Below are 19,368 nucleotides of genomic sequence, written 5' to 3'. Positions count from 1 at the left end.
CCCCGGCCGTCGGGGTCTGCGCGCTCTTCTGTGCTCACCCGCCGATTCGACCACCGCCGGTCCCCGGAGACCAGGGGTCGCGGCGGCACGTCAGACTTTCGTCACACCTGGCGGCCGGCGCCGCCGCCGGGACCTCAGCCGTGGCGGCAGCAGCGGTCGATCTCCGCGAGCCGGGCCCCGACGTCCAGGCTCCACAGCCGCACGGTCCCGTCGGTGCTGCTGCTGGCCACCGTCCGCCCGTCGGGCGAGAAGGAGACCCCCCACACCGCGCTGGCATGGCCGGCCAGCGCGGCCACGAGGCGGCGCCCGGCCACGTCCCACAGCCGCACCGTACGGTCGTTGCCGCTGCTGGCCAGGGTCCGGCCGTCGGGGGAGAAGGCGATGCCCCGCGCGGAGCCGGTGTGCCCCGTGAGCGCCGCCTCGAAGCGCCGGCGGCGGACGTCCCACAGGCGGACCGTCCCGTCGTTGCCGCTGCTGGCGAGGGTCCGCCCGTCCGGACTGAAGGCCACGCCCCGCACCGCGCCCGTATGGCCGGAGAGCACGGCCGGAGCCGGGATTCCGCCCGCAGCGTGCGCCGAGAGGTCCCACAGCCGTACGGTCAGATCGTCGCCGGCGCTCGCCAGGGTGCGCCCGTCGGGGCTGAACACCACGTCGTTGACGAAGTCCGTGTGGCCGGTGAGCACCGCGAGCGGGCGGCGTGCCGGGACGTCCCACAGCCGCACCGTGCCGTCCGCGCCGGCAGCGGCGAGCGTGCGCCCGTCGGGGGCGAAGGCCACCGCGAACACGGTCCCGCCCCGGCCGGCGAGGGTGGCCGCCGGTGCGCGAGCCGCCACGTCCCACAGCCGGATGGTGCCGTCGGAGCCCGCCGAGGCCAGCGTGCGTCCGTCGGGGGCGAAGGCCACCGAGAACACCGTCTCGGTGTGCCCCGCGAACGCGGCCACCACCCGTCGCTCCGCCACGTCCCACACGCGCACCGTGTGATCCGCTTCCGCGGTGGCCAGCAGTCTGCCGTCGGGGCTGTACACGGCGTGCCAGACCTCCGTGAACGGACGCGACGCCAGCACCGGGCCGCGCAGGTCCCACAGCACCACCGACTGGTCGAACCCGGCGGTGGCCAGCACGGCGCCCGCGGAGTCCACCGCCACCCCGAGCACGTAGTCGGTGTGCCCGGCGAGCGTCGCCGTCAGCCGGCCGCCGCGCACGTCCCACAGCCGGGTCGTCCCGTCGCCGCCCGCGCTGACGACCGTCGTCCCGTCCGGCGTGTAGGCCACGCCGTTGACGTCGTCGCTGTGCCCGGTCAGCGTCGCGGTGATCCGGCGCCCCGCCACGTCCCACAGCCGTACGGTCCGGTCGACGCCCCCGGTGGCGACGGACTGCCCGTCCGGAGCGAACGCCGCCCCCAGCACCTCGTCCGTGTGCCCGGCGAAGACGGCCAGCGGGCGGGCCTCCACCGGGTCCCACAGCCGTACGGTCCGGTCCGAGCCGGCCGAGACCAGCGTGCGGCCGTCCGGCGCGTACGCCAGAGCGTTGACCCTGCCGGTATGGCCGTCGAGGTCGGCCACGGCCCGGTGCTCCCCGGCGGCCTCCCACAGCTGGACGGTCCCGTCGGGGGACCCGACGGCCAGAGTCAGCCCGTCGGGGGCGAAGGCCACCGCCCGGGCGCCGGTGGTGCTCGCCGGGAGGACCGCCGCCGTACGGCCGCCCGCGATGTCCCAGAGCCGCGCGGGACCGTCCGTCGAGGCGGCCGCGAGCGTCCGGCCGTCGGGGCTGAAGGCGACGGCGCGGACCCGGCCGGCCATGGTGAAGGCCGCCGTCGTACGACGGTCGGCCAGCCGCCGCAGCGTCACCGTCCCGTCCGAACCGGCCGTCGCCAGCGTGCCGTTCCCCGGCGCGAAGGCCACCGCGTTCACGGGCCCGCCGTGCCCGCCGAGCCGGGCGATGAACGGCTGGGCCTGGGTGCTCAGCAGGGCTCCGCGCGCCTCGGTGGTCGCCGCCGTCCGGTACGCCTCCCCGGCGAGCAGTATCGACGCCTCCGGCTGGCCCGCGGCCAGCGACGCGGACTGCAGGGCGAGCGCCCGGGACCGGGCGACGCGCTCCTGGCCGAGCGCACCCGCGCGCTGCTCGTACGCCAGCCCGCCGGCGCCCACGGCGAGGACCAGCAGGACCACGAGCGTGGCCAGCATCCACTGCCGCAGGCGCACCTGACGCCGGGCCAGCCGCTCCCGGCCGGCCTCCGCGGCCCGGCTCGCCCGCAGGAAGGCCTCCTCCAGCGGCCCGAGCCCGCTGCGGCCGTCGAGCTCGTCGGCCCACGCGCGGGCGGTGTCCAGCCGGGTCCCGCGGTAGAGGGCCGACGGATCGCGGTCCTCGCGCTCCCATTCGGCGGCGGCGTGGGACAGCTGCTGGTGGATCAGCAGGCCCGCCCGGTCGGCGTTGATCCAGCCGCGCAGCCGCGGCCAGGCGTGCAGCAGGGCCTCGTGGGTGATCTCGACGGTGTCGCTGTCCATGGTGATCAGCCGGGCCCGGACGAAGGTGTCGAGCGCCGCCGCGGCCCGGTCGGCGTCGACCAGCTGTTCCATCAGGGCGGCGCGGTTCATCCGGCGGCGGGTGGCGCCCGTGCCGTCGGCGACGTGGACCAGGCGCACCAGCACGCGGCGGATCGTCCGCTGCTCGTCCGTGTACAGGCGGGCGAAGACGGTCTCGGCGGTCCGCGCGATCGCGCCCTGGATGCCGCCGGTCCGCTCGTACCCGGCGACGGTCAGGGTGGCGCCCCGGCGTCGCTGCCAGGTGGCCATCAGCGCGTGCGAGACCAGCGGCAGTGCGCCGGAGGGGGTGTGGCCGGGGGTGTCCTCGCGCAGACCGGCGTCGCGCAGCAGCAGGGGGACCAGGCCCGGTTCGAGGGTGACCCCGGCGAGTTCCGCCGGACGCGTGATCGATTCCCGCAGCTCCGCAAGGGTCATCGGGGGCAGTACGAACAGCCCCGCCGTGAAGACCGTGGCCAGCTCCGGCACGTCCAGACAGCTCCCGGAGAAGTCCGCCCGTACGCCGAGCACCACCACGGCGGGATCCGGGCCGGCCCCCGCTGACCCCGCGGTGGACAGGGCCGACAGCACCCGTACGAAGGCGTGCCGCTCCTCCTCACCGGAGCAGAGGGTGAACAGCTCCTCGAACTGATCGATGATCAGCACGAGCCGGACGGGCGGAAGGCGGCGGCCCGGGTCCGACAGCCGGCGGACGGCTTCGAGCAGCACCCGGGGCCGGTCGCGCAGCTCCTGGGCGGTGATGCCGGGATCGCTGCCCAGGACCTTCGCGGTCCGGTCCAGCAGCTCCTCCAGCGGATGCGCGGTGGGAGTGAACCGCACCACCGGCCATCCGGCGGCGCCGGGCATCGGGAACCCGCCCCGGCGCCGCAGAGCCGGTACGAGACCGGCGTTCAGCAGGGAGGACTTGCCGGCGCCCGACGGGGCGACCAGCATCAGCGGCCCACTGCCGACGCGTTCGAAGACCCGCTCGACCAGCTCGGCCGTCGCCCGTTCCCGGCCGAAGAACCACTCCGCGTCCCGCGCGGTGAAGGCCGACAGGCCGCGGTAGGGGCACTCGCCGTCCGACTGCTGCCCGGTCTCCGTCCCCGTCCCGGCCCCGGCATCGGTGCCGGGGCCGGGGCCGGGCGGTCCTGTCTCCCGTACCATCCGCAGCAGTTCGCCCCCCGCCCCCAGTACCTCGTCGCAGCGGCGCGCCACGTCGGCGGTCACCCGCTTCGAGCCGGTCTCGATCTTGCTCAGATAGCCCTTGCTGTAGTGCGTCCGGCGGGCCATGTCGGCGAGTGACAGACCGCGTTGCACACGCAGACGTCGCAGCTGTGCGGGAAAGGGCGGTGTGGTGTCGTCGTCGGACGATTCGTGCTGGTGATCGGATTTCCGTCGGCGGTCCGGATCCCCCAAGACATCCCCCATGGCGTGCCCGGGCAGTGAGATGGCACTGCCCAGGCTACAGCCGGGGTCGGACCGATTACGCCCGGTTGAGGCGGATCGAGTTGACGGGCGTCAGGTCGGCGTAGACACCGGTCTTGGCGGCGATCGGGCTGCCGCAGCCACCGCCGTTGCTGCCGGTGCACAGGTTTGCGGTCGCACCGTCGTACTGGTTGTTGAGCACCCAGTGGTTCCCGTGCTGGTTGCTCAGATTGTGCGCCCCGTAGCTGTAGAAGACGTGGGTCGGCTTGACGGCGGGGTTCTGGTTCTGGGGGTAGATGCAGACCGCCCCGTCCGGGCAGCCCGCCCACGCGTCGGCCGGCTGGGCCAGGGAGGTACCGCTGAGCGCGATCACGGCGGCGGCTGCGGTGGCGAGCGCGGCGGCGCCGCGGAACATCTTGCGCATGATTTCCCCTTGGGGTCGTGCCTGGTGCGGACGGTTCCAGCCTGCGGGCGCCGCGCGCCGGGGTCGACGGGTTTCCCGTTGCCCGTCGGGGGAGTGCCCGGGAAACCCCCGGCGACCAGCCGGGCCGCGTGCCGGAGGTCAACCCCCGCGTCCCGGGTGGCCCGGGCGGGGCGTTCCGCGGGCGGGTCGCCGGCGGGTCGCGGGGCGCCAAGGCGACGCGCGGGCGGCCACTCGTCCGGACCTCAAAAAGAGGCCGTTTGCCCACGGGTTGTCTTCTTCCGCTTGTGCATTGTGGCGATTTGCCCGGATCGCCCATAACTTCGGCATTGTGACGAATCGACAGCTCACGGTCCTCGCATGCATCTCAGTCGTCATGGCCGCAGGCCTCGGCGTGGCGGCCCCGCCCGCCGAGGCGGCCACGCGCACGGTGCATCCGGGCGAATCGATCCAGGAAGCGGTGGATGCCGCACTGCCGGGAGACCGCATCCGCGTGCTCCCCGGCACCTACCACGAGAGCGTGAACATCACGAAGCCCCTGAGCCTGCGCGGGTCGGGGCCGGGGACCGTGATCATGCCTCCGGCCGCGCCCGCGCGCGCCGAGAACCCCTGCGCGCAGAGCGGCAACGGTATCTGCGTCATAGGAGCCGCGGAGAAGACCGTGGACCGGGTGAGCATCCGGTCGCTGACGCTGACGGGGTTCAGGAAGAGCGGTATCTGGGCGACCCGTACCGACCGGTTGAAGGTCGAAGGGGTGATCGCCGAGAGGAACGGCACCTGGGGCATCGCCCAGGAGCGGTCCACCCGGGGGGTGTTCCGGCACAACACCGCGCGTGACAACGCGGAGTCCGGCATCTTCGTCGCCAACACCATCGACCGCGAGGGCGGCGCCACCGACACCGGCGGTGCCGTGATCCGCGACAACACGCTGACCGGGAACCGCATCGGGGTCACGGTCAGGCGGGTGCGGAACCTCTCCGTCAGCGACAACATCGTGACGGGCAACTGCGGCGGGATCTTCGTCGTCGGCGACGAGGGCGAGCCGGGCGCCGGCGCCATGGTCATCCGGGGCAACTGGATCTACGAGAACAACAAGTTCTGCAAGGGCAACACCCGCCTCCCGGACATCCAGGGCGTGGGCATCGTCCTCACCGGAGCCGAGGAGACGGTCATCCGTTCGAACTCCATCCGCGGCAACGTCGGCTCCTCGCCGCTGTCCGGCGGAATCCTCCTGTTCAAGAGCTTCGTGGGCGCCCAGAACACCGACAACGTCATCAAGGACAACGACGTACGGGGCAACCAGCCGGCGGACCTGGCCAACCAGGGGACGGGGTCCGGCAACACGTTCGTCGGCAACCGCTGCGGGACCTCCCAGCCCGCGGGGATGTGCTGACCCGTGATCCCCCTCATCAGTGGAATCGAGGCCGTATGACCACGGTAAGCACCACCCCCACCCCCACCGCCGCTCCCGCGGCAGCCCCCGCCCCCCAGACGGCGATGAGGCTGCGCGAGCTCGTCTTCGGCGCGGCGATCGCCGCCGCCGTGCGCGCGGCGGCCCGTCTCGGCGTCGCCGACGAGCTCGGGGAGGCGCCCGCCACCGCCGCCGAGCTCGCCGCGGCGCTGGACTGCGAACCCAAGCCGCTGCACCGGCTGCTCCGGGCCCTGTCCTGCTACGGAGTCTTCGCGGAGACCCAGGACGGGACGTTCGTCCACACGGAGATGTCACGCCTGCTGCGCGAGGACGATCCGCACAGCCTGCGCTACATCTCCCTGTGGTGCACGGAGCCCTGGACCTGGCAGGCCTGGCCCCTGCTCGACGAGGCGGTGCGCTCCGGCGGGAGCGTCTTCCACGACCTGTTCGGCAAGGGCTTCTTCGACTACCTGCACCAGGACGCGCACGAGTCCGCCCACGTGTTCAACCGGGCCATGACGACCTCCAGCATGCAGTCGGCGCTGGACGTCGCGGAACTCCTCGACCTCACCGGGGTCTCGGTGGTCGCGGACATCGGCGGCGGCCAGGGCCACGTACTGGCGAGCCTGCTGGAGAAGCACCCGTCCGTACGAGGGGTCCTGCTCGACCTGCCGGGAGTGGCGGCGAAGGCGGATCCCCGGCTGCGCGAGGGCGGTCCGCTCGCCGAGCGGACCGCGATCCTCCCCGGCGACTGCCGTGAGGCGATCCCGGTGGAGGCCGACCTGTACATCATCAAGAACATCCTGGAGTGGGACGACGACAGCACCCGCAGGACCCTGCACAACGTCATCGCGGCGGCCCGCCCCGGAGCCAGGGTCGTCATCATCGAGAACCTGGTGGACGACACCCCGTCCATGAAGTTCACCACCGCCATGGACCTGATGCTGCTGCTCAACGTGGGCGGTGCGAAGCACACCAAGAACAGCCTCGTCACGCGGATGGCGGACGCCGGCCTGGAGGTCGGCGAGATCCGGCCGGTCAACCCGTACCTGCACGCGTTCGAGTGCACCGTCCCCGGGTGACAGCGGCTCTCACACCGGCGCCCCCGGGACCGGCACGGAGCCGGTCCCGGGGGCGCGGGTTCTGCTGATCGCGACGGACGCCCGCGTCACGCGCCGGTCATCAGCGCGTTGTTGACGAGGTCCAGGAACTCGCGCGGCGACCTGCACCGGTCCGCGTCGGGGGGCAGGGGCCGTCCGTGCCGGTTCTCCAGCTCCCCGACGATGCCGAGCAGCCCCAGGGAATCGAGCCCCCACTCGTCGAAGGCCGCCTCGGGACGGCTCGCCATCTCGGCGGGATCGACGGTGAGGCCCGCGCCCTTGTGCATCAGAGCGGCCAGTTCTTCCATCGTCAGTCGAGCGGTCATGACAGACCTCTCCTCAAGCTCGCGCCGGCGGACGCCGGTCGGTGATCAGACTCATTTCGGAACGTTCCAGGAACTGGGAGATCTCCTCGTCGGTCGTGGGGACACCGTCCGTGGCGCTGTCGAGCAGCCGGGCGAGCACGGCCGCCTTGTGGTCGCCCTCGACACCGGCCGCCAGAGCTGGCCGGGCGTCGAGCTTGCCGTGCATGTCGAGCAGCCGGACGACGAAGTCGTCGCGCTGGAAGACGGTGCTGGCCACGATGGGGCTCGCGGGATCGCCCACGGCGGCCTCGTCCTGTCCGGCCAGCAGCCGCGCGAGTGCCATGCCGCACCCGTCCTTGGCGGGATAGAACAGCGCGCGCCGCCGCACGTCTTCGGGCTCTGGCCCACCGGACGACACGTGGTGCACCGCGGGGAGCGCCGCCCGGGTGAAGAACATCCGGGCGGATCCGGGGTCGCTGAGGTCCCGGTCCTGCTCCAGGTACGGATTGAGGGCTGCCTCCAGGGCCCTGACCTCGGGCTGTCCGGCCACATGGCGCAAGGCTGCCAGGAGGTCGCCCTCCACCTCGACGGCCCGTACGACCCGGTTCCCGTGCATGAAGAGGGACGTACGGCGCAGCCTGGTCTTCTCGTCCACCTGGGCCTGCGGGGAGCAGTACCCCGCCAGCAGCTCGGCGACGACGGCCTCGCTGCCAGGCTTCACGGTGAAGGTGAGCGCATGGCGCACGACGCCGTCCCCCCGCCGGGGAGCGGAGGCGATCGGGCCCGGTTCGGCCGGTCTGTCCGGTACGGAGGACCTGCTGGTCTTCCGCAGCACGTTGAACCGCAGCGAGCGGGTGTCGCGCACGCAGTCGTGCAGCGGCTTGACCATCGCGACGTGCTCCTCGCTGTTCAGCCAGGACAGGAAGCGCGGTGCGCTCTCCCATTCGCTGGTGATGAGCCACTGCGAGGGGTTCTCGATGGACTGGCACAACTCGTCGCTGATGTGTCCGGGGACGGACGACACCTGCCGACGCATGTGCTCGTAGACCTCCAGGAACTGATTCTGAGCCCCGTCGTACAGGTCCAGCAGCAGCACGACGCGAAGCCTCGCGCCGTCGAAGGCGGACTGGGATATCCGTTCCGACAAGGTCGTCATCGTTCACACTCCTTCGAGACATCGCGGTCGCCACGGGGCGGCGCCACCCGAACCGATCGTGGTCCGGTACTGCCATCGGCGCGAGAGGAGAGATCCATGCGGGTGAACGGGCGAGGGAACGCCCCTCGCGCAGGGCATGAGAAGTGCCATGAAGGAAAACGTCGACCACCGCGTCCCGGTCCTCATCGTGGGCGGCTCGCTGGTGGGCCTGTGCACCTCGCTATTTCTGGGCCGGCACGGCATCAGGCACATGCTGGTCGAGAAGCATGCGGGCACCTCGATGCACCCGCGCGGACGCGGGATCAACGTACGGACCATGGAGCTGTTCCGAGTCGCCGGCGTGGAGGACCGGATCCGTGAGGCCGCCTCGGTCCTGGCGGACAATCACGGCATCATGCAGGGCGGCTCGCTGACCGGTGACGACCTGGAGTGGCTGTTCGAAGAGATCGACCCGGGGGGTGCGCTCGCCCGATTCAGCCCGGCGGCGTGGTGCCTGTGCAGCCAGAACGACATCGAGCCGGTGCTGATGTCGGTGACCCCCGAGCTCGGGGCGGACCTGCGGTTCTCCACCGAACTCCTCTCCTTCGACCCCGACGACACCGGTGTGACCGCGATCGTGAAGAACCGGGAAACCGGGGAGCACAGCACCGTCCGCGCCGACTACCTCGTCGCCGCGGACGGGCCGCGCAGCCCCGTCCGGGAGCAGCTCGGCATCGGCCAGAGCGGCCACGGCGACCTGTTCCACAACGTGAGCGTCACCTTCCGGTCCCGCGGACTCGCGGAAGTGGTCGGCGAGCGGCGCTTCATCGTGTGCTACCTGACCAAGCCCGGCGCGGACGGGGCCCTGCTCCCCGTCGACAACCGCGAGCGGTGGGTCTTCCACGCGCCGTGGCACCCCGACCGGGGCGAGACGATCGACGACTTCACCGACGAGCGCTGCGCCGAGCACATCCGGCGGGCCGTCGGCGCGCCCGACCTGGACATCGAGATCACCGGGAAGGCCCCGTGGCACGCCGCCGAGCGCGTCGCCGAACGGTACGGGACCGGGCGGGTCTTCCTCGCGGGCGACTCCGCCCACGAGATGTCCCCCACCGGGGCGTTCGGCTCGAACACCGGGATCCAGGACGCCCACAACCTCGCCTGGAAGCTCGCCGCCGTGCTGAACGGCTCGGCGGGTCCGCGACTGCTGCAGACCTACGAGGCCGAGCGGCTGCCCGTCGCCAGGGCGACGAGCGAGCGTGCCTCGGCCCGCTCGGCGGAACACAGCCACCCGGGGTACGAACCCGAGGCCGCCCCCGCGCCGCGCGGCGGCGGCCGGCCAGGGGGCGGGGTCCTCTCCGTCGCCATGGGCTACCGCTACAACCTGGGCGCCGTCCTGGGCACCGACCCGGAACTGCCCGTCGTGCCCGAACGGATGCGGCTGACCGGCGAGCCGGGCACGCGCGCGCCGCACATGTGGCTGCGGGGGCCCGGCGGGCGGACGTCCACGGTGGACCTCTACGAGCGGTCGTTCGTGCTGCTCAGCTCCGAGGGCACCCCCTGGCGGGCGGCGGCGCGGTCCACCGCCGGGCAGCTGGGCGTGGGCCTGGACGCGTACGCGATCGGCACCAGCCCCGAGGCCGACCTGGCCACGGAGGAGGGCGCCGACTGGGCTGAGGTCCACGGCACGACGAAGACCGGGGCGGTCGTCGTACGCCCTGACGGCTTCGTGGCCTGGCGCTCGGCGGAAGCCGTGGCCGATCCCGAAGCCGTCCTGCACGAGGTCCTGAGCGCGCTGCTGTACCTGTCCTGACCGACCGGCACCCGGCCCCGCGCACCGCCCCCGCGGCGGTGCGCGGGGCCGGTCTCTCTTCGCCGGTCAGGCGTCGCGGGCCGAGGCAGGCTCAGCGTCCGCAGGCCGCACGAAGACCGGCCAGCCGGCGCCGAACTCCTTGACGAACGTGGCGCAGAAGACGTCCAGGTCACCCGGCTTGCGGCTGGTGATCAGCGTGCCCGGCGCCTCGCGGCAGACGTGCACCTCCTCGTCCACCCAGGTGCCGCCCGCGTTGCGGATGTCGGTCGCCAGGCTCGGCCACGAGGTGAGCGTGCGGCCCCGTACGACGTCGGCCTCCACCAGGGTCCACGGGGCGTGGCAGATCGCGGCGACGGGCTTTCCGGCCTCGAAGAAGCTGCGCGTGAAGGCGACGGCCCGCGCGTTCAGTCGCAGGGCGTCCGGGTTGGCGACCCCGCCAGGCAGGACGAGCGCGTCGAAGGCGTCCGACGTGTCCCCGGCGAGGACGTGGTCGACGGGGTAGGTTCCCGCCTTTTCGAGATGGTGGTAGGCGCGGATCCGGCCGGCTCTCGTGGAGACCAGCTGAGGGTTCCAGCCCGCCGCCAGTGCGGCTTTCCAGGGCTCGGTGAGTTCGATCTCCTCGACGCCTTCGGGCGCCATGAGAAAGGCGATGCGCACCGGGTTCATCTCCTTCAGTCAGGGGGTTCCGGGACCGCCGGCGGCTCGTCGGGAGGCGGCGCGCCCGGAGCCGGGCGGCCGGGAGCCGGGGGCGGCTGCGGATCGCGGGGTACCGGATCGGGGCTCTCGGGGGTGGGACCGGGGCCCTCGGGCTCCGGTTCGCTCGACCAGTCCATACGGCTCACCTCGGGTTTCGGCCGTACTCGCTGTCCGTACGGCCTCTGCGCTGCCCCCTGCCCCTGCCCGGCCGAGGGCCGCTCATGTGCGGGCGGGCCGATCGGAAGGTGTACTGGGACGATGAAGCGAGGGGAGGCAGGAGTAGGCGCCGGGTACTTTCTGAACAGGAGAGCCGATGGACGTTCTGACCATGGGTGTCGAGGAGGAGTACCTGCTGGTCGACCGGGTCAGCAGGGCGCCGGTGAACCGCGCGCCCAAGGTGATCAGCGCCCTCGAGGGCCTGATGGGCGAGCAGGTCCAGGCGGAGTTCTACAACGCGCAGGTGGAGGTCTGCACCGTGCCGACCGCCGACCGCGCGGACCTGCGCGAGCAGTTGGTACGGCTGCGGGGGACCGTCGCACCGAGCGCGAGCGAGGTGGGCTGCCTGCTGGTGGCCTCGGGGGTCCCGGTGATCGCTCCGCAGGAGCCGCTGACGGTCACCGACAACGAACGCTACCGTCGCATGGCCCGCCGGTTCGCCTCCCTCGTCGGCCCCTCCCGCATGGTCTGCGGATGCCACGTGCACGTCGGCGCCCTGGACCGCAAGCGCGCGCTGGCCCTCTCGAACCACATACGCCCCTGGCTGCCGGTGCTCCAGTCGCTGACCGGGAATTCCCCCGTCGAATGCGGCCGTGACACGGGCTTCGACAGCTGGCGGTCGGTCGCCTTCTCCGCCTGGCCCACCGTGGGACCGCCCCCGCTGCTGGACGAGCCCCGGTACCTGGAATACGTCGACGGCATGGTCGGCTCCGGAGTGCTGCTCGACCGCCGCATGCTCTATTGGTACGCCCGGCCCTCCGAGCACGTGCCGACGCTGGAGTTCCGGATCGCCGACGTCAACGCCGACGTGGACACGGTCGTCCTGCTGGCCGCACTCGTACGCGGTCTCGCCGGGACGCTCCTCGCCGAAGCGGACGCCGACGTGCCGCCGCCCCAACCCGCGACGGCCACGCTGCGCAGGGCCCACGAGATGGCCGCGGAGCACGGCATCGACGGACTGGGCCTCGACCCGGTGAGCGGCCTGGAACGGCCCGCCGCCCTGCTCGTCGAGCGGCTGCTGGAGCGCGCCGCACCCGGGCTCGCGGCGGCCGGTGACCTGTACGCCGTGGAATCCCTGTGGGACGACCTGCGCCGCCAGGGCACCGGCGCGAGCCGTCAGCGGGCGGCCCTGAGACGCACGGGCAGCCTGCGGGGGGTCGTCGACAGCCTCGTGGTGGGCACGGCAGCCGCCGCCCCCCTCGCGGGCTGACCCTTCGGCCCCCAGCCCGTCATGGGTTCCGGCCCGTGACGGGCCCCGAGTCGTGACATGCTCGGAGCATGACGAGCGATACCGCGCCTCCGGGCGACGGCGCCGTGCCCGAGGTGCTCGCACTGGCCAGGGTCGTGGCCAAGCTGCGCGCGGAAGTCGTGGGCCTGGAGGGTCTCGCTTCGACCACGGCCGTCCTGGAGCGCGCCAAGGGCGTGCTGATGGCCCTGGAGGGCCTGTCGGAGGACGTGGCGTACGAGACGCTGCTGCGCCGCGCCGCGCAGGGGCAGCGGACGCTCATGGAGGAGTGCTGGATCACGCTGGGCCGGATCCCCGCCGGTCCAGCGTCGCCCCCCGTCCCCGCCGCGCAGGCCTGCCCGTCCTCCGAGCCGGGCCCCCCGGCTTCGGGCACGGACCGCCACTCCGCCGCGGGCCACGGCGGCGCCGGGCACCGGGCGGTCCTGGCCCGGCTGGCCGACGGCCTGGCCGGTGCGCACGGCCCCGACGACGTCGCCGGGCTGCTGCGGTCCGCACTCGCCGACCCCGCGGGTGTGGACGGCGTGATGATCTACGCCGTGGCGCCCGCCGGGAGCCTGGAACTGGCCGGACACGCCGGCGTCGGCGACGAACTGGCCGCGCAGTGGCACCATGTCCCGCCGCTGAGCGGATTGGCCGCCCTGGAGGCCATCGACGGCGGGCAGCCGCTCTGGCTCGAGGATCCGGCGCGGGACGGCATCCGCTACCACCTCATCGGCGATCCACCCGGTCTGTGGCCGACGCGCGCCTGGCTCCCGGTACCCGGCCACCGCCCGGTGACGGCCGCCATCGGGTTCTTCCGGACCCGGCAGACCCCCTTCGACGCCGACACCCGGGCCCTGCTGCTCCGTGCCGTACGGCTGTGCGCGGCCCCCCTGCGCCACATCGGGCGCCCGCCGGACCCCGGCGAGCCGGGCGAGGTGGAAGCCGTCCAGCGGATCCTGGACGCGATGTCCGAAACCGCGGTACTGCTCACCCCACTGCGCTCCGGGACGGGAGAGGTGGAGGACTACCGGATCGACGCGGCGGCGCCGGAATCGGTCGACGTGGCCGGACGGCGGGGCAAGGAGCTCGTGGGCCGCCGCATCCTGGAGACCTACCCCACGGTGGCGGGAACGGCCCTGTGGGAGGGCTACCTGGACACGCTGAGCACCGGAACCGTCTACGAAGGTGAGCCCTTCGTCTACGAGGAGGTCACCGCCGGAGTTCCCCGGCAGTCCACCTACTCCGTCCGGGCCACCCGGCTGGGGGCCCGCCTGGTCGTCTCCTGGGTCCGCCACGACTCCAGCGAGCGCGAGGCCCGCCGGCTGGACGACATGCAGCGCCTGGGCAACCTCGGATGGGCCGCCTGGCATCTGGCGACGAACACCATCACCTGGTCCGAGCAGGTCTACGCGATCTTCGACCGAGATCCCGCGCTGGGTCCGATCGGGCTGAAGGAACTGCCCCGGCACGTCGTACCCGACGACCTCGCGCGGCTGGGCGCGGCCGTGAAGCGGCTGCTGCGCGACGGAGCCCCGGTAGACCTGCCGTTCCGCGTCACCACCACCGACGGGGTACGGCACCTGCGGATCTTCGCCGAGGCGCAGACCGACGCGGACGGCACCCCGGTCGAGGTGCACGGCTTCTTCCAGAACGTCACCGCGTTGCGGGACATCGAACTGGCCCTGCGCGAGAGCGAGCGCGCCGTCCTCGTGGAGCGCGGCATGTTGCAGGCCGAACGCACCCTCGCCGCCCGGCTCCAGCACGCGCTGCTGCCCATCCCCGAGCAGTCCCTGGAGCTCGCCGGCCTGTGCATCGACGTCGCCTACGTACCCTCCGAGAGCGGGGTCAACGTCGGCGGTGACTGGTACAGCGCCATCGAACTCCCCGACAGGAGCGCGCTCTTCGTCGTCGGCGACGTCGCCGGCCACGGCCTGGACGCCGTCGCCACCATGGCCCAGCTCCGCTTCACCGCCAAGGGCATGGCCGTCACCGGCTCGGCGCTGCCCGACGTACTGAGCAGGCTCAACACCCTCCTGCTGCACACCGCCAGGGACACCTACGGGGCCACCGCCACCATGATCATGGGCCGCTACCAGCCCTGGGACCGCCGCCTGACCTGGGTACGGGCCGGGCACCTGCCGCCCCTGCTGATCCGCGGCGGCGAGGCGAGGTTCCTCCCCCTGCCGACGGGCAGCCTCCTCGGGGCCGGCTTCGACTCCGTCTACGCGCAGAGCACCCTCGGCCTGGAACCCGGCGATCACCTCGTGCTCTACACCGACGGGCTCGTCGAGGAACCGGGGGAGGACCTCGACGAGGGACTCGCCCGGCTCGCCGGGACCGCCCGGCGGCTCCTGGAGGAGGGCCGGGGCGAAACCCTCGCCCGCACCCTGGCCGCCCGGCGCCAGGGGCACCGGGACGACATCTGCGCCCTGGACATCCACGTTCCGGACGAGAGCTAGAGGATGTCCTGCGGGGCGTGGTCGCCGACGAGGCCGGCGACGTGGTCGGTGAGCGTGTCGAGGATGTCCGCCGAGGCCGCGTCCTGGCCGAGGACCAGCAGGCTCAGCGTCAGCCCGTCGGTCATGGCCGCCAGGTAGCGGGCCAGCGCGGGGACCGGGATGCGCAGTTCGAAGCCCATGGTGTGGCGCAGCTGTTCGACGAGTCCGGTGTAGGTCTCGGCGTACAGCTCGTACTGCCGCCGGGCCAGGTGCTCGAAGCCCGGCTGGCGCAGCGCGTACTGGGTGAGCTCGTAGGTGAGCATGTGCTCGCCCGGGTTGGCCGCCACGTGGTCCCAGTACGCCTGGAACCCGGCCCGGACGGTCTCCCGGAGGGTGGCCTTCGGCTGGATCGCCTCCTTCACCACGGTGATGTAGTGGGCGGTGATCGTCTCGATGACCGATTCGAGCAGGACCTGCTTGGAGTCGAAGCAGTAGTGGAAGACGCTCAGGGACACGCCGGCCTCGGCGGCGATGGACCGGGTCGTCGTCCGGGCGACGCCGTCCCGGGTCATGGCACGGATGGCCGCTTCGGTCAGCTGTCGGCGCCGCTCCGCCGAGGCCATCCGTGCCATGGGGTTCCTTCCGGTTCCGTGCGGTCAGCTGCTGTACACGCCGACCTCGTACAGGGAGTAGCCCCATTGGGTGCCGCGCCCCAGCCCGTGGACCCGTACGTAGCGGGCGGGGGTGCCGGCGAACAGCGCCGTGTCCAGGCCGCCGTCACCGGTGGTCGTGGACCACGCGGTCTGCCAGTTCGTGCCGTCGGCCGAGAGCTCGATGCGGTACGACTTCCCGTACGCGCGCTCCCAGTCGAGGGTGACGCGCTTGACCAGGCTCGCCGCCCCGAGGTCGACCTGGAGCCACTGGTCGTCGCTCCAGTCGCTGGCCCAGCGGGTGCCCGTGCTGCCGTCCACGGCCCGGCCGGGTGCGTAGCTGGTGAACGGGTTCCACTCGGCGGACGAGGCCGAGGTGGCGGAGCCGGCGGCGAGGTTCACCCCGGCCTTGTGCTTCTCGGACGAGCCCCAGGTGGTCAGGTAGGACTCGGCACCCTTGAACAGGTCGTCGACGACGTCCTGGCCGCCGACGTTGCGGATGTCCTCGATCCAGTCGGGGACCAGGCCGTAGTGCGCGGCGCCGTCGGTGTTGAGGTCCCAGGTGCGCACGCCGGTCGTCTGCCGGTCGATGACCGAGCCGCCGTCGGTGCTGCGGAAGGGGTAGCGCACCGGGTTCGGGGTGTCGGCCCCGCGCGGGCCGGGCCAGCCGCCGACGCCGTTCATGTCGGTTCCGAAGCCGTAGCCGACGTTGTACTTGTCGCGCAGCGCGTTGGTCCGCTTGGCCTCCGCGCTGAATCCCTCCGCGCCGCCCATGTACTGGGCGACGAACCCGCCGAGGCGGTACACCCGCTCGGTCCAGTCCATGTCCATCCAGCTGTGCGAGGAGATCACGCCGGGGTACGACTCGGACTCCAGGATGTCGAAGGCCTGGCCCGCGGCCTTGACGCTCATGTGGTCGATCTCCAGCATCATCTTGCGTTTCATCATGCCGCGCACCGCGTAGTCGCCGAGCTCGGTGAGACCGCGGGTGTTGCACTGCGCGTCGGCCGCGTACGAGGGGACCGCGACGCCCGCCGGGAGCTGCTTCTCCGCCGAGGCGGCCGGCGCGAGGCCGATGGGGTTGTCGTGCTGCGGGCCGGCGCACTTCTCCGTCTTCCAGAAGGTGCCGGTCGACAGGAACTGGCCCACGTTGATCGCCGTACCGAGGGCGCCCTGGTCGAAGCGGACCCCGCACAGGGCGTTGTCGAACTTGTGGCACAGGAACATGCTGCGCACGCCCAGCTTGTACAGCTCGTCGAGGCCGCGGTCGATGTCGGCCTTGCTGCACTGCGCGATGTCCAGGATCTGCTTGCAGCCGAACGGCTCGGAGGTCTCGACGCCGAGGACGACGGCCAGCTTGCCCTGCTTGACGACCTCGCGGGCCTGCGCGGAGTCGGTGACGATCCGGAACCAGCCCTTGCCCGGGCCGCCGTACATCTTGTCGATGTAGGCCTGCATGTCGTACGACTTCTGCGCCTCCAGGCGGATGGCGGTCATCTCGTCGCAGCCGCGGTCCTTGAAGAAGTAGACCGAGCAGATCACCCCGTTGGTGACGAGGTCGTTGACGAGCACCCGCTGGCCGCCGCGCCAGGCCCGCTCGACCCAGGCGTAGTAGTTCTGCTGGTGGGTCAGCGAGTCGTGGGCGGGCCAGTCCTTGAAGGTCGGCCAGCCGTTCGGGTCGTGCTTGCCGTCGCCGCCCTTGGTGATGAAGTCGAAGATCGCGAGCGTGCCGTCGGGGTAGTGCTCGGGGCAGTCCTTGAGCGCGTCGGTGATGCCCTGTTCGGAGAACGGCTTGCCGCAGATGAGCCGGCCGCCGAAGCCCTCGTTGGACATCAGGTGGTCGTGCGCGTCGACGAAGCCGCGCACCCGGCCCTGTGCGTCGGTCCCCTGGAAGGGTTCGCCCGTCACGTTGATCCCGGAGTCGGGCGCGGGGCGTGCGACCGGGTTCCACCAGCCCGGGTCGGCCGAGGAGCTGGCCGCGGGGCCGAGCACCATGGCCACCACGGCGAGGAGCAACGACAGCACCGCTAGGGGCCTGTGCCTGTGGTGCGACTGTGCAGTCATGGTCATCACTCACGTCTTCGGGGTCGGTGGAAACGGCGCGTGACTTGTCATGGCCCGCGCAAGCGTGGGGACGAGAATCGCGACTGCCCACAGCAGAGTCAAGAGTCTGGGACAAGTGACCTGATGAATCGTCAGAACGCGCGGGCCGCACTCCAGCCGCCTACCGTCTAGGTATGAGCGGGAATGTGGTCGTGTACGAGGTCGACCAGGCGGACGCGTCCGTCCTGCGCGTGCATGCGGCGCCGGCCGCCCCGGGAACCACATCGGTCCCCGGGCCGAGGACCTTCTGCGGCAGGGACACGTTCGCCATGGAAACGGCCTCGTGGACGCCGTCCGCGGACCCCGGCGCCGCCTGGTACCCCGCGCAGTACGCGGACCGGGTCTGCGCCGCCTGCGAGGACGTGATGGCCTAGACCCCGCCCCGGGAACCCGGCGGACCCGCTCGCGTTGCGCGGCTCCGGCGCGCGGGGCAGGGTCGATGGGAGGCGGCCCCCTGCAGGAAGGTCCGACCATGCCCATCGCCACCGTGAACCCCACGACCGGCCAGACGCTGCGCACCTTCGACGAACTCGACGCCGCGGGCATCGAGCGCTGCCTGGCGGACGCCGCCCGGGCGGCGTCCACGTACCGCCGCAGCGCGTTCGCAGAACGGAGCGAGCTGCTGACCCGTGCGGCCGCGCTCCTGGAGGCGGAGACGGAGGACATCGCGCGGACGATGACCACGGAAATGGGCAAGCCGCTGGCGGCGGCCCGGGCCGAGGCCAGCAAATGCGCCAAGTCCATGCGCTGGTACGCCGGCCGCGCGGAGTCCCTCCTCGCCGACGAGCACCCCGCCGCCGTCGACGTGCGCGACGCGGGCGCGTCCGCCGTCCGGGTGACCTACCGGCCGCTCGGGGTGATCCTCGCCGTCATGCCGTGGAACTTCCCCCTCTGGCAGGTCGTACGGTTCGCCGCACCGGCGCTCATGGCCGGCAACGTGGGCCTGCTCAAGCACGCCTCGAACGTCCCCCAGACCGCGCTCTACCTGGGCGAACTCTTCCACCGGGCCGGGTTCCCCCGCGGGTGCTTCCAGACCCTGCTCATCGGCTCGGCCGCCGTGGAGGACGTACTGCGCGACCCGAGGGTGGCCGCGGCCACCCTGACGGGCAGCGAGCCCGCCGGGCGCGCGGTGGCGTCCGTCGCCGGGGACGAGGTCAAGAAGACGGTCCTGGAGCTCGGCGGCAGCGATCCGTACATCGTGATGCCCTCGGCCGACATCGACAAGGCAGCCCGTACCGCCGTGACCGCCCGCGTGCAGAACAACGGGCAGTCCTGCATCGCCGCCAAGCGCTTCATCGTCCACACCGACGTCCACGACGAGTTCGCGGAGCGCTTCACGGCCGGCATGGCGGCGCTCACGATGGGCGACCCGATGGAGGAGTCCACCGACGTCGGCCCGCTGGCCACCGCATCGGGCCGGGAGGACCTGGAGCAGCTGGTGGACGATGCCGTACGGCACGGCGCCACGGTCCTGTGCGGAGGGCGGCGCCCGCCCCGGCACCCGAACGGCTGGTTCTACGAGCCGACGGTCCTCGCGGACGTCACCCCGGCCATGCGCATCGACCAGGAGGAGGCGTTCGGGCCCGTCGCCACCCTGTACCGGGTCGGGAGCCTGGAGGAGGCCGTCGAACGGGCCAACGACACCCCCTTCGGGCTCAGCTCGAACGTCTGGACGCGCAGCGAGGAGGACGTCGCGCACGTCGCGCGAGACCTCGAAGCGGGCGGCATCTTCGTCAACGGCATGACCGCCTCGCACCCGGCCCTTCCCTTCGGCGGGGTCAAGCGCTCCGGATTCGGGCGCGAGCTGTCCGGGCACGGAATCCGGGAGTTCTGCAACATCACCACGATCTGGCAGGCGGCGGACACGGCCTGAGGCGTACCGCCGGGCGACGGGCACCGCCGAGC

The 19,368-nt window shown here is 72.4% G+C and carries 14 protein-coding genes; 7 read left to right on the top strand and 7 right to left on the bottom strand.

What is annotated here, in order from left to right:
* Nucleotides 1–134: 134 nt before the first annotated feature.
* Nucleotides 135–3,812 carry an nSTAND1 domain-containing NTPase gene (locus tag OG429_RS07320; RefSeq protein ID WP_405680318.1) on the bottom strand — a complete coding sequence of 1,226 codons (3,678 nt, stop codon included), beginning with the start codon at nucleotides 3,810–3,812 and terminating at the stop codon, nucleotides 135–137.
* A 193-nt stretch (nucleotides 3,813–4,005) separates the two neighbouring features.
* Nucleotides 4,006–4,371, bottom strand: coding sequence for a hypothetical protein (locus OG429_RS07315; protein WP_328924482.1), 366 nt, complete (start codon nucleotides 4,369–4,371; stop codon nucleotides 4,006–4,008).
* 328 nt (nucleotides 4,372–4,699) lie between these two features.
* Between OG429_RS07315 and OG429_RS07310 the strand changes: the two genes are divergently transcribed.
* A complete protein-coding gene (locus OG429_RS07310; protein ID WP_328924481.1) occupies nucleotides 4,700–5,761 on the top strand; it encodes a right-handed parallel beta-helix repeat-containing protein in 1,062 nt (353 codons plus the stop codon).
* A 35-nt stretch (nucleotides 5,762–5,796) separates the two neighbouring features.
* The gene (locus OG429_RS07305) at nucleotides 5,797–6,861 is read left to right on the top strand and encodes a methyltransferase (RefSeq protein WP_328924480.1); all 1,065 of its coding nucleotides are present in this window, start codon (nucleotides 5,797–5,799) and stop codon (nucleotides 6,859–6,861) included.
* Between the two features lie 86 nt (nucleotides 6,862–6,947).
* Here the strand turns inward: OG429_RS07305 and OG429_RS07300 are convergent, their stop codons facing one another.
* Both OG429_RS07300 and OG429_RS07295 read right to left on the bottom strand, forming a co-directional pair.
* Nucleotides 6,948–7,205 carry an acyl carrier protein gene (locus OG429_RS07300; protein ID WP_328924479.1) on the bottom strand — a complete coding sequence of 86 codons (258 nt, stop codon included), beginning with the start codon at nucleotides 7,203–7,205 and terminating at the stop codon, nucleotides 6,948–6,950.
* 13 nt (nucleotides 7,206–7,218) lie between these two features.
* A complete protein-coding gene (locus tag OG429_RS07295; protein ID WP_328924478.1) occupies nucleotides 7,219–8,340 on the bottom strand; it encodes a SchA/CurD-like domain-containing protein in 1,122 nt (373 codons plus the stop codon).
* Between the two features lie 148 nt (nucleotides 8,341–8,488).
* Between OG429_RS07295 and OG429_RS07290 the strand changes: the two genes are divergently transcribed.
* Nucleotides 8,489–10,132, top strand: a complete 1,644-nt coding sequence (locus OG429_RS07290) for an FAD-dependent oxidoreductase (protein ID WP_328924477.1) — start codon at nucleotides 8,489–8,491, stop codon at nucleotides 10,130–10,132.
* Nucleotides 10,133–10,198: 66 nt separating this feature from the next.
* On the opposite strand, the gene OG429_RS07285 is transcribed toward OG429_RS07290, so the two are convergent.
* Complete coding sequence (locus OG429_RS07285) at nucleotides 10,199–10,789, bottom strand: type 1 glutamine amidotransferase domain-containing protein (protein WP_328924476.1); 591 nt, start codon at nucleotides 10,787–10,789, stop codon at nucleotides 10,199–10,201.
* Nucleotides 10,790–11,141: 352 nt separating this feature from the next.
* On the opposite strand from OG429_RS07285, the gene OG429_RS07280 reads away from it, so the two are divergent.
* The gene (locus OG429_RS07280; protein WP_328924475.1) at nucleotides 11,142–12,254 is read left to right on the top strand and encodes a carboxylate-amine ligase; all 1,113 of its coding nucleotides are present in this window, start codon (nucleotides 11,142–11,144) and stop codon (nucleotides 12,252–12,254) included.
* Nucleotides 12,255–12,322: 68 nt separating this feature from the next.
* Nucleotides 12,323–14,731 carry a SpoIIE family protein phosphatase gene (locus tag OG429_RS07275; protein WP_328924474.1) on the top strand — a complete coding sequence of 803 codons (2,409 nt, stop codon included), beginning with the start codon at nucleotides 12,323–12,325 and terminating at the stop codon, nucleotides 14,729–14,731.
* Here OG429_RS07275 and OG429_RS07270 read toward each other — a convergent pair.
* The gene (locus OG429_RS07270) at nucleotides 14,728–15,342 is read right to left on the bottom strand and encodes a TetR/AcrR family transcriptional regulator (RefSeq protein ID WP_328924473.1); all 615 of its coding nucleotides are present in this window, start codon (nucleotides 15,340–15,342) and stop codon (nucleotides 14,728–14,730) included. The genes OG429_RS07275 and OG429_RS07270 overlap by 4 nt on opposite strands.
* Nucleotides 15,343–15,366: 24 nt before the next feature.
* Nucleotides 15,367–17,430: a galactose-binding domain-containing protein gene (locus OG429_RS07265; protein WP_328924472.1), complete on the bottom strand. Its 2,064-nt coding sequence runs from the start codon at nucleotides 17,428–17,430 to the stop codon at nucleotides 15,367–15,369.
* Nucleotides 17,431–17,597: 167 nt separating this feature from the next.
* Between OG429_RS07265 and OG429_RS07260 the strand changes: the two genes are divergently transcribed.
* Nucleotides 17,598–17,837 carry a hypothetical protein gene (locus OG429_RS07260; RefSeq protein ID WP_328924471.1) on the top strand — a complete coding sequence of 80 codons (240 nt, stop codon included), beginning with the start codon at nucleotides 17,598–17,600 and terminating at the stop codon, nucleotides 17,835–17,837.
* Between the two features lie 98 nt (nucleotides 17,838–17,935).
* Complete coding sequence (locus OG429_RS07255) at nucleotides 17,936–19,336, top strand: NADP-dependent succinic semialdehyde dehydrogenase (protein ID WP_328924470.1); 1,401 nt, start codon at nucleotides 17,936–17,938, stop codon at nucleotides 19,334–19,336.
* Nucleotides 19,337–19,368: the final 32 nt, after the last annotated feature.

Source organism: Streptomyces sp. NBC_00190, assembly GCF_036203305.1.
GTDB lineage: Bacteria > Actinomycetota > Actinomycetes > Streptomycetales > Streptomycetaceae > Streptomyces.
Note: the sequence above shows the minus strand (reverse complement) of the source record. Positions and strands in the feature narration are given on the sequence as shown.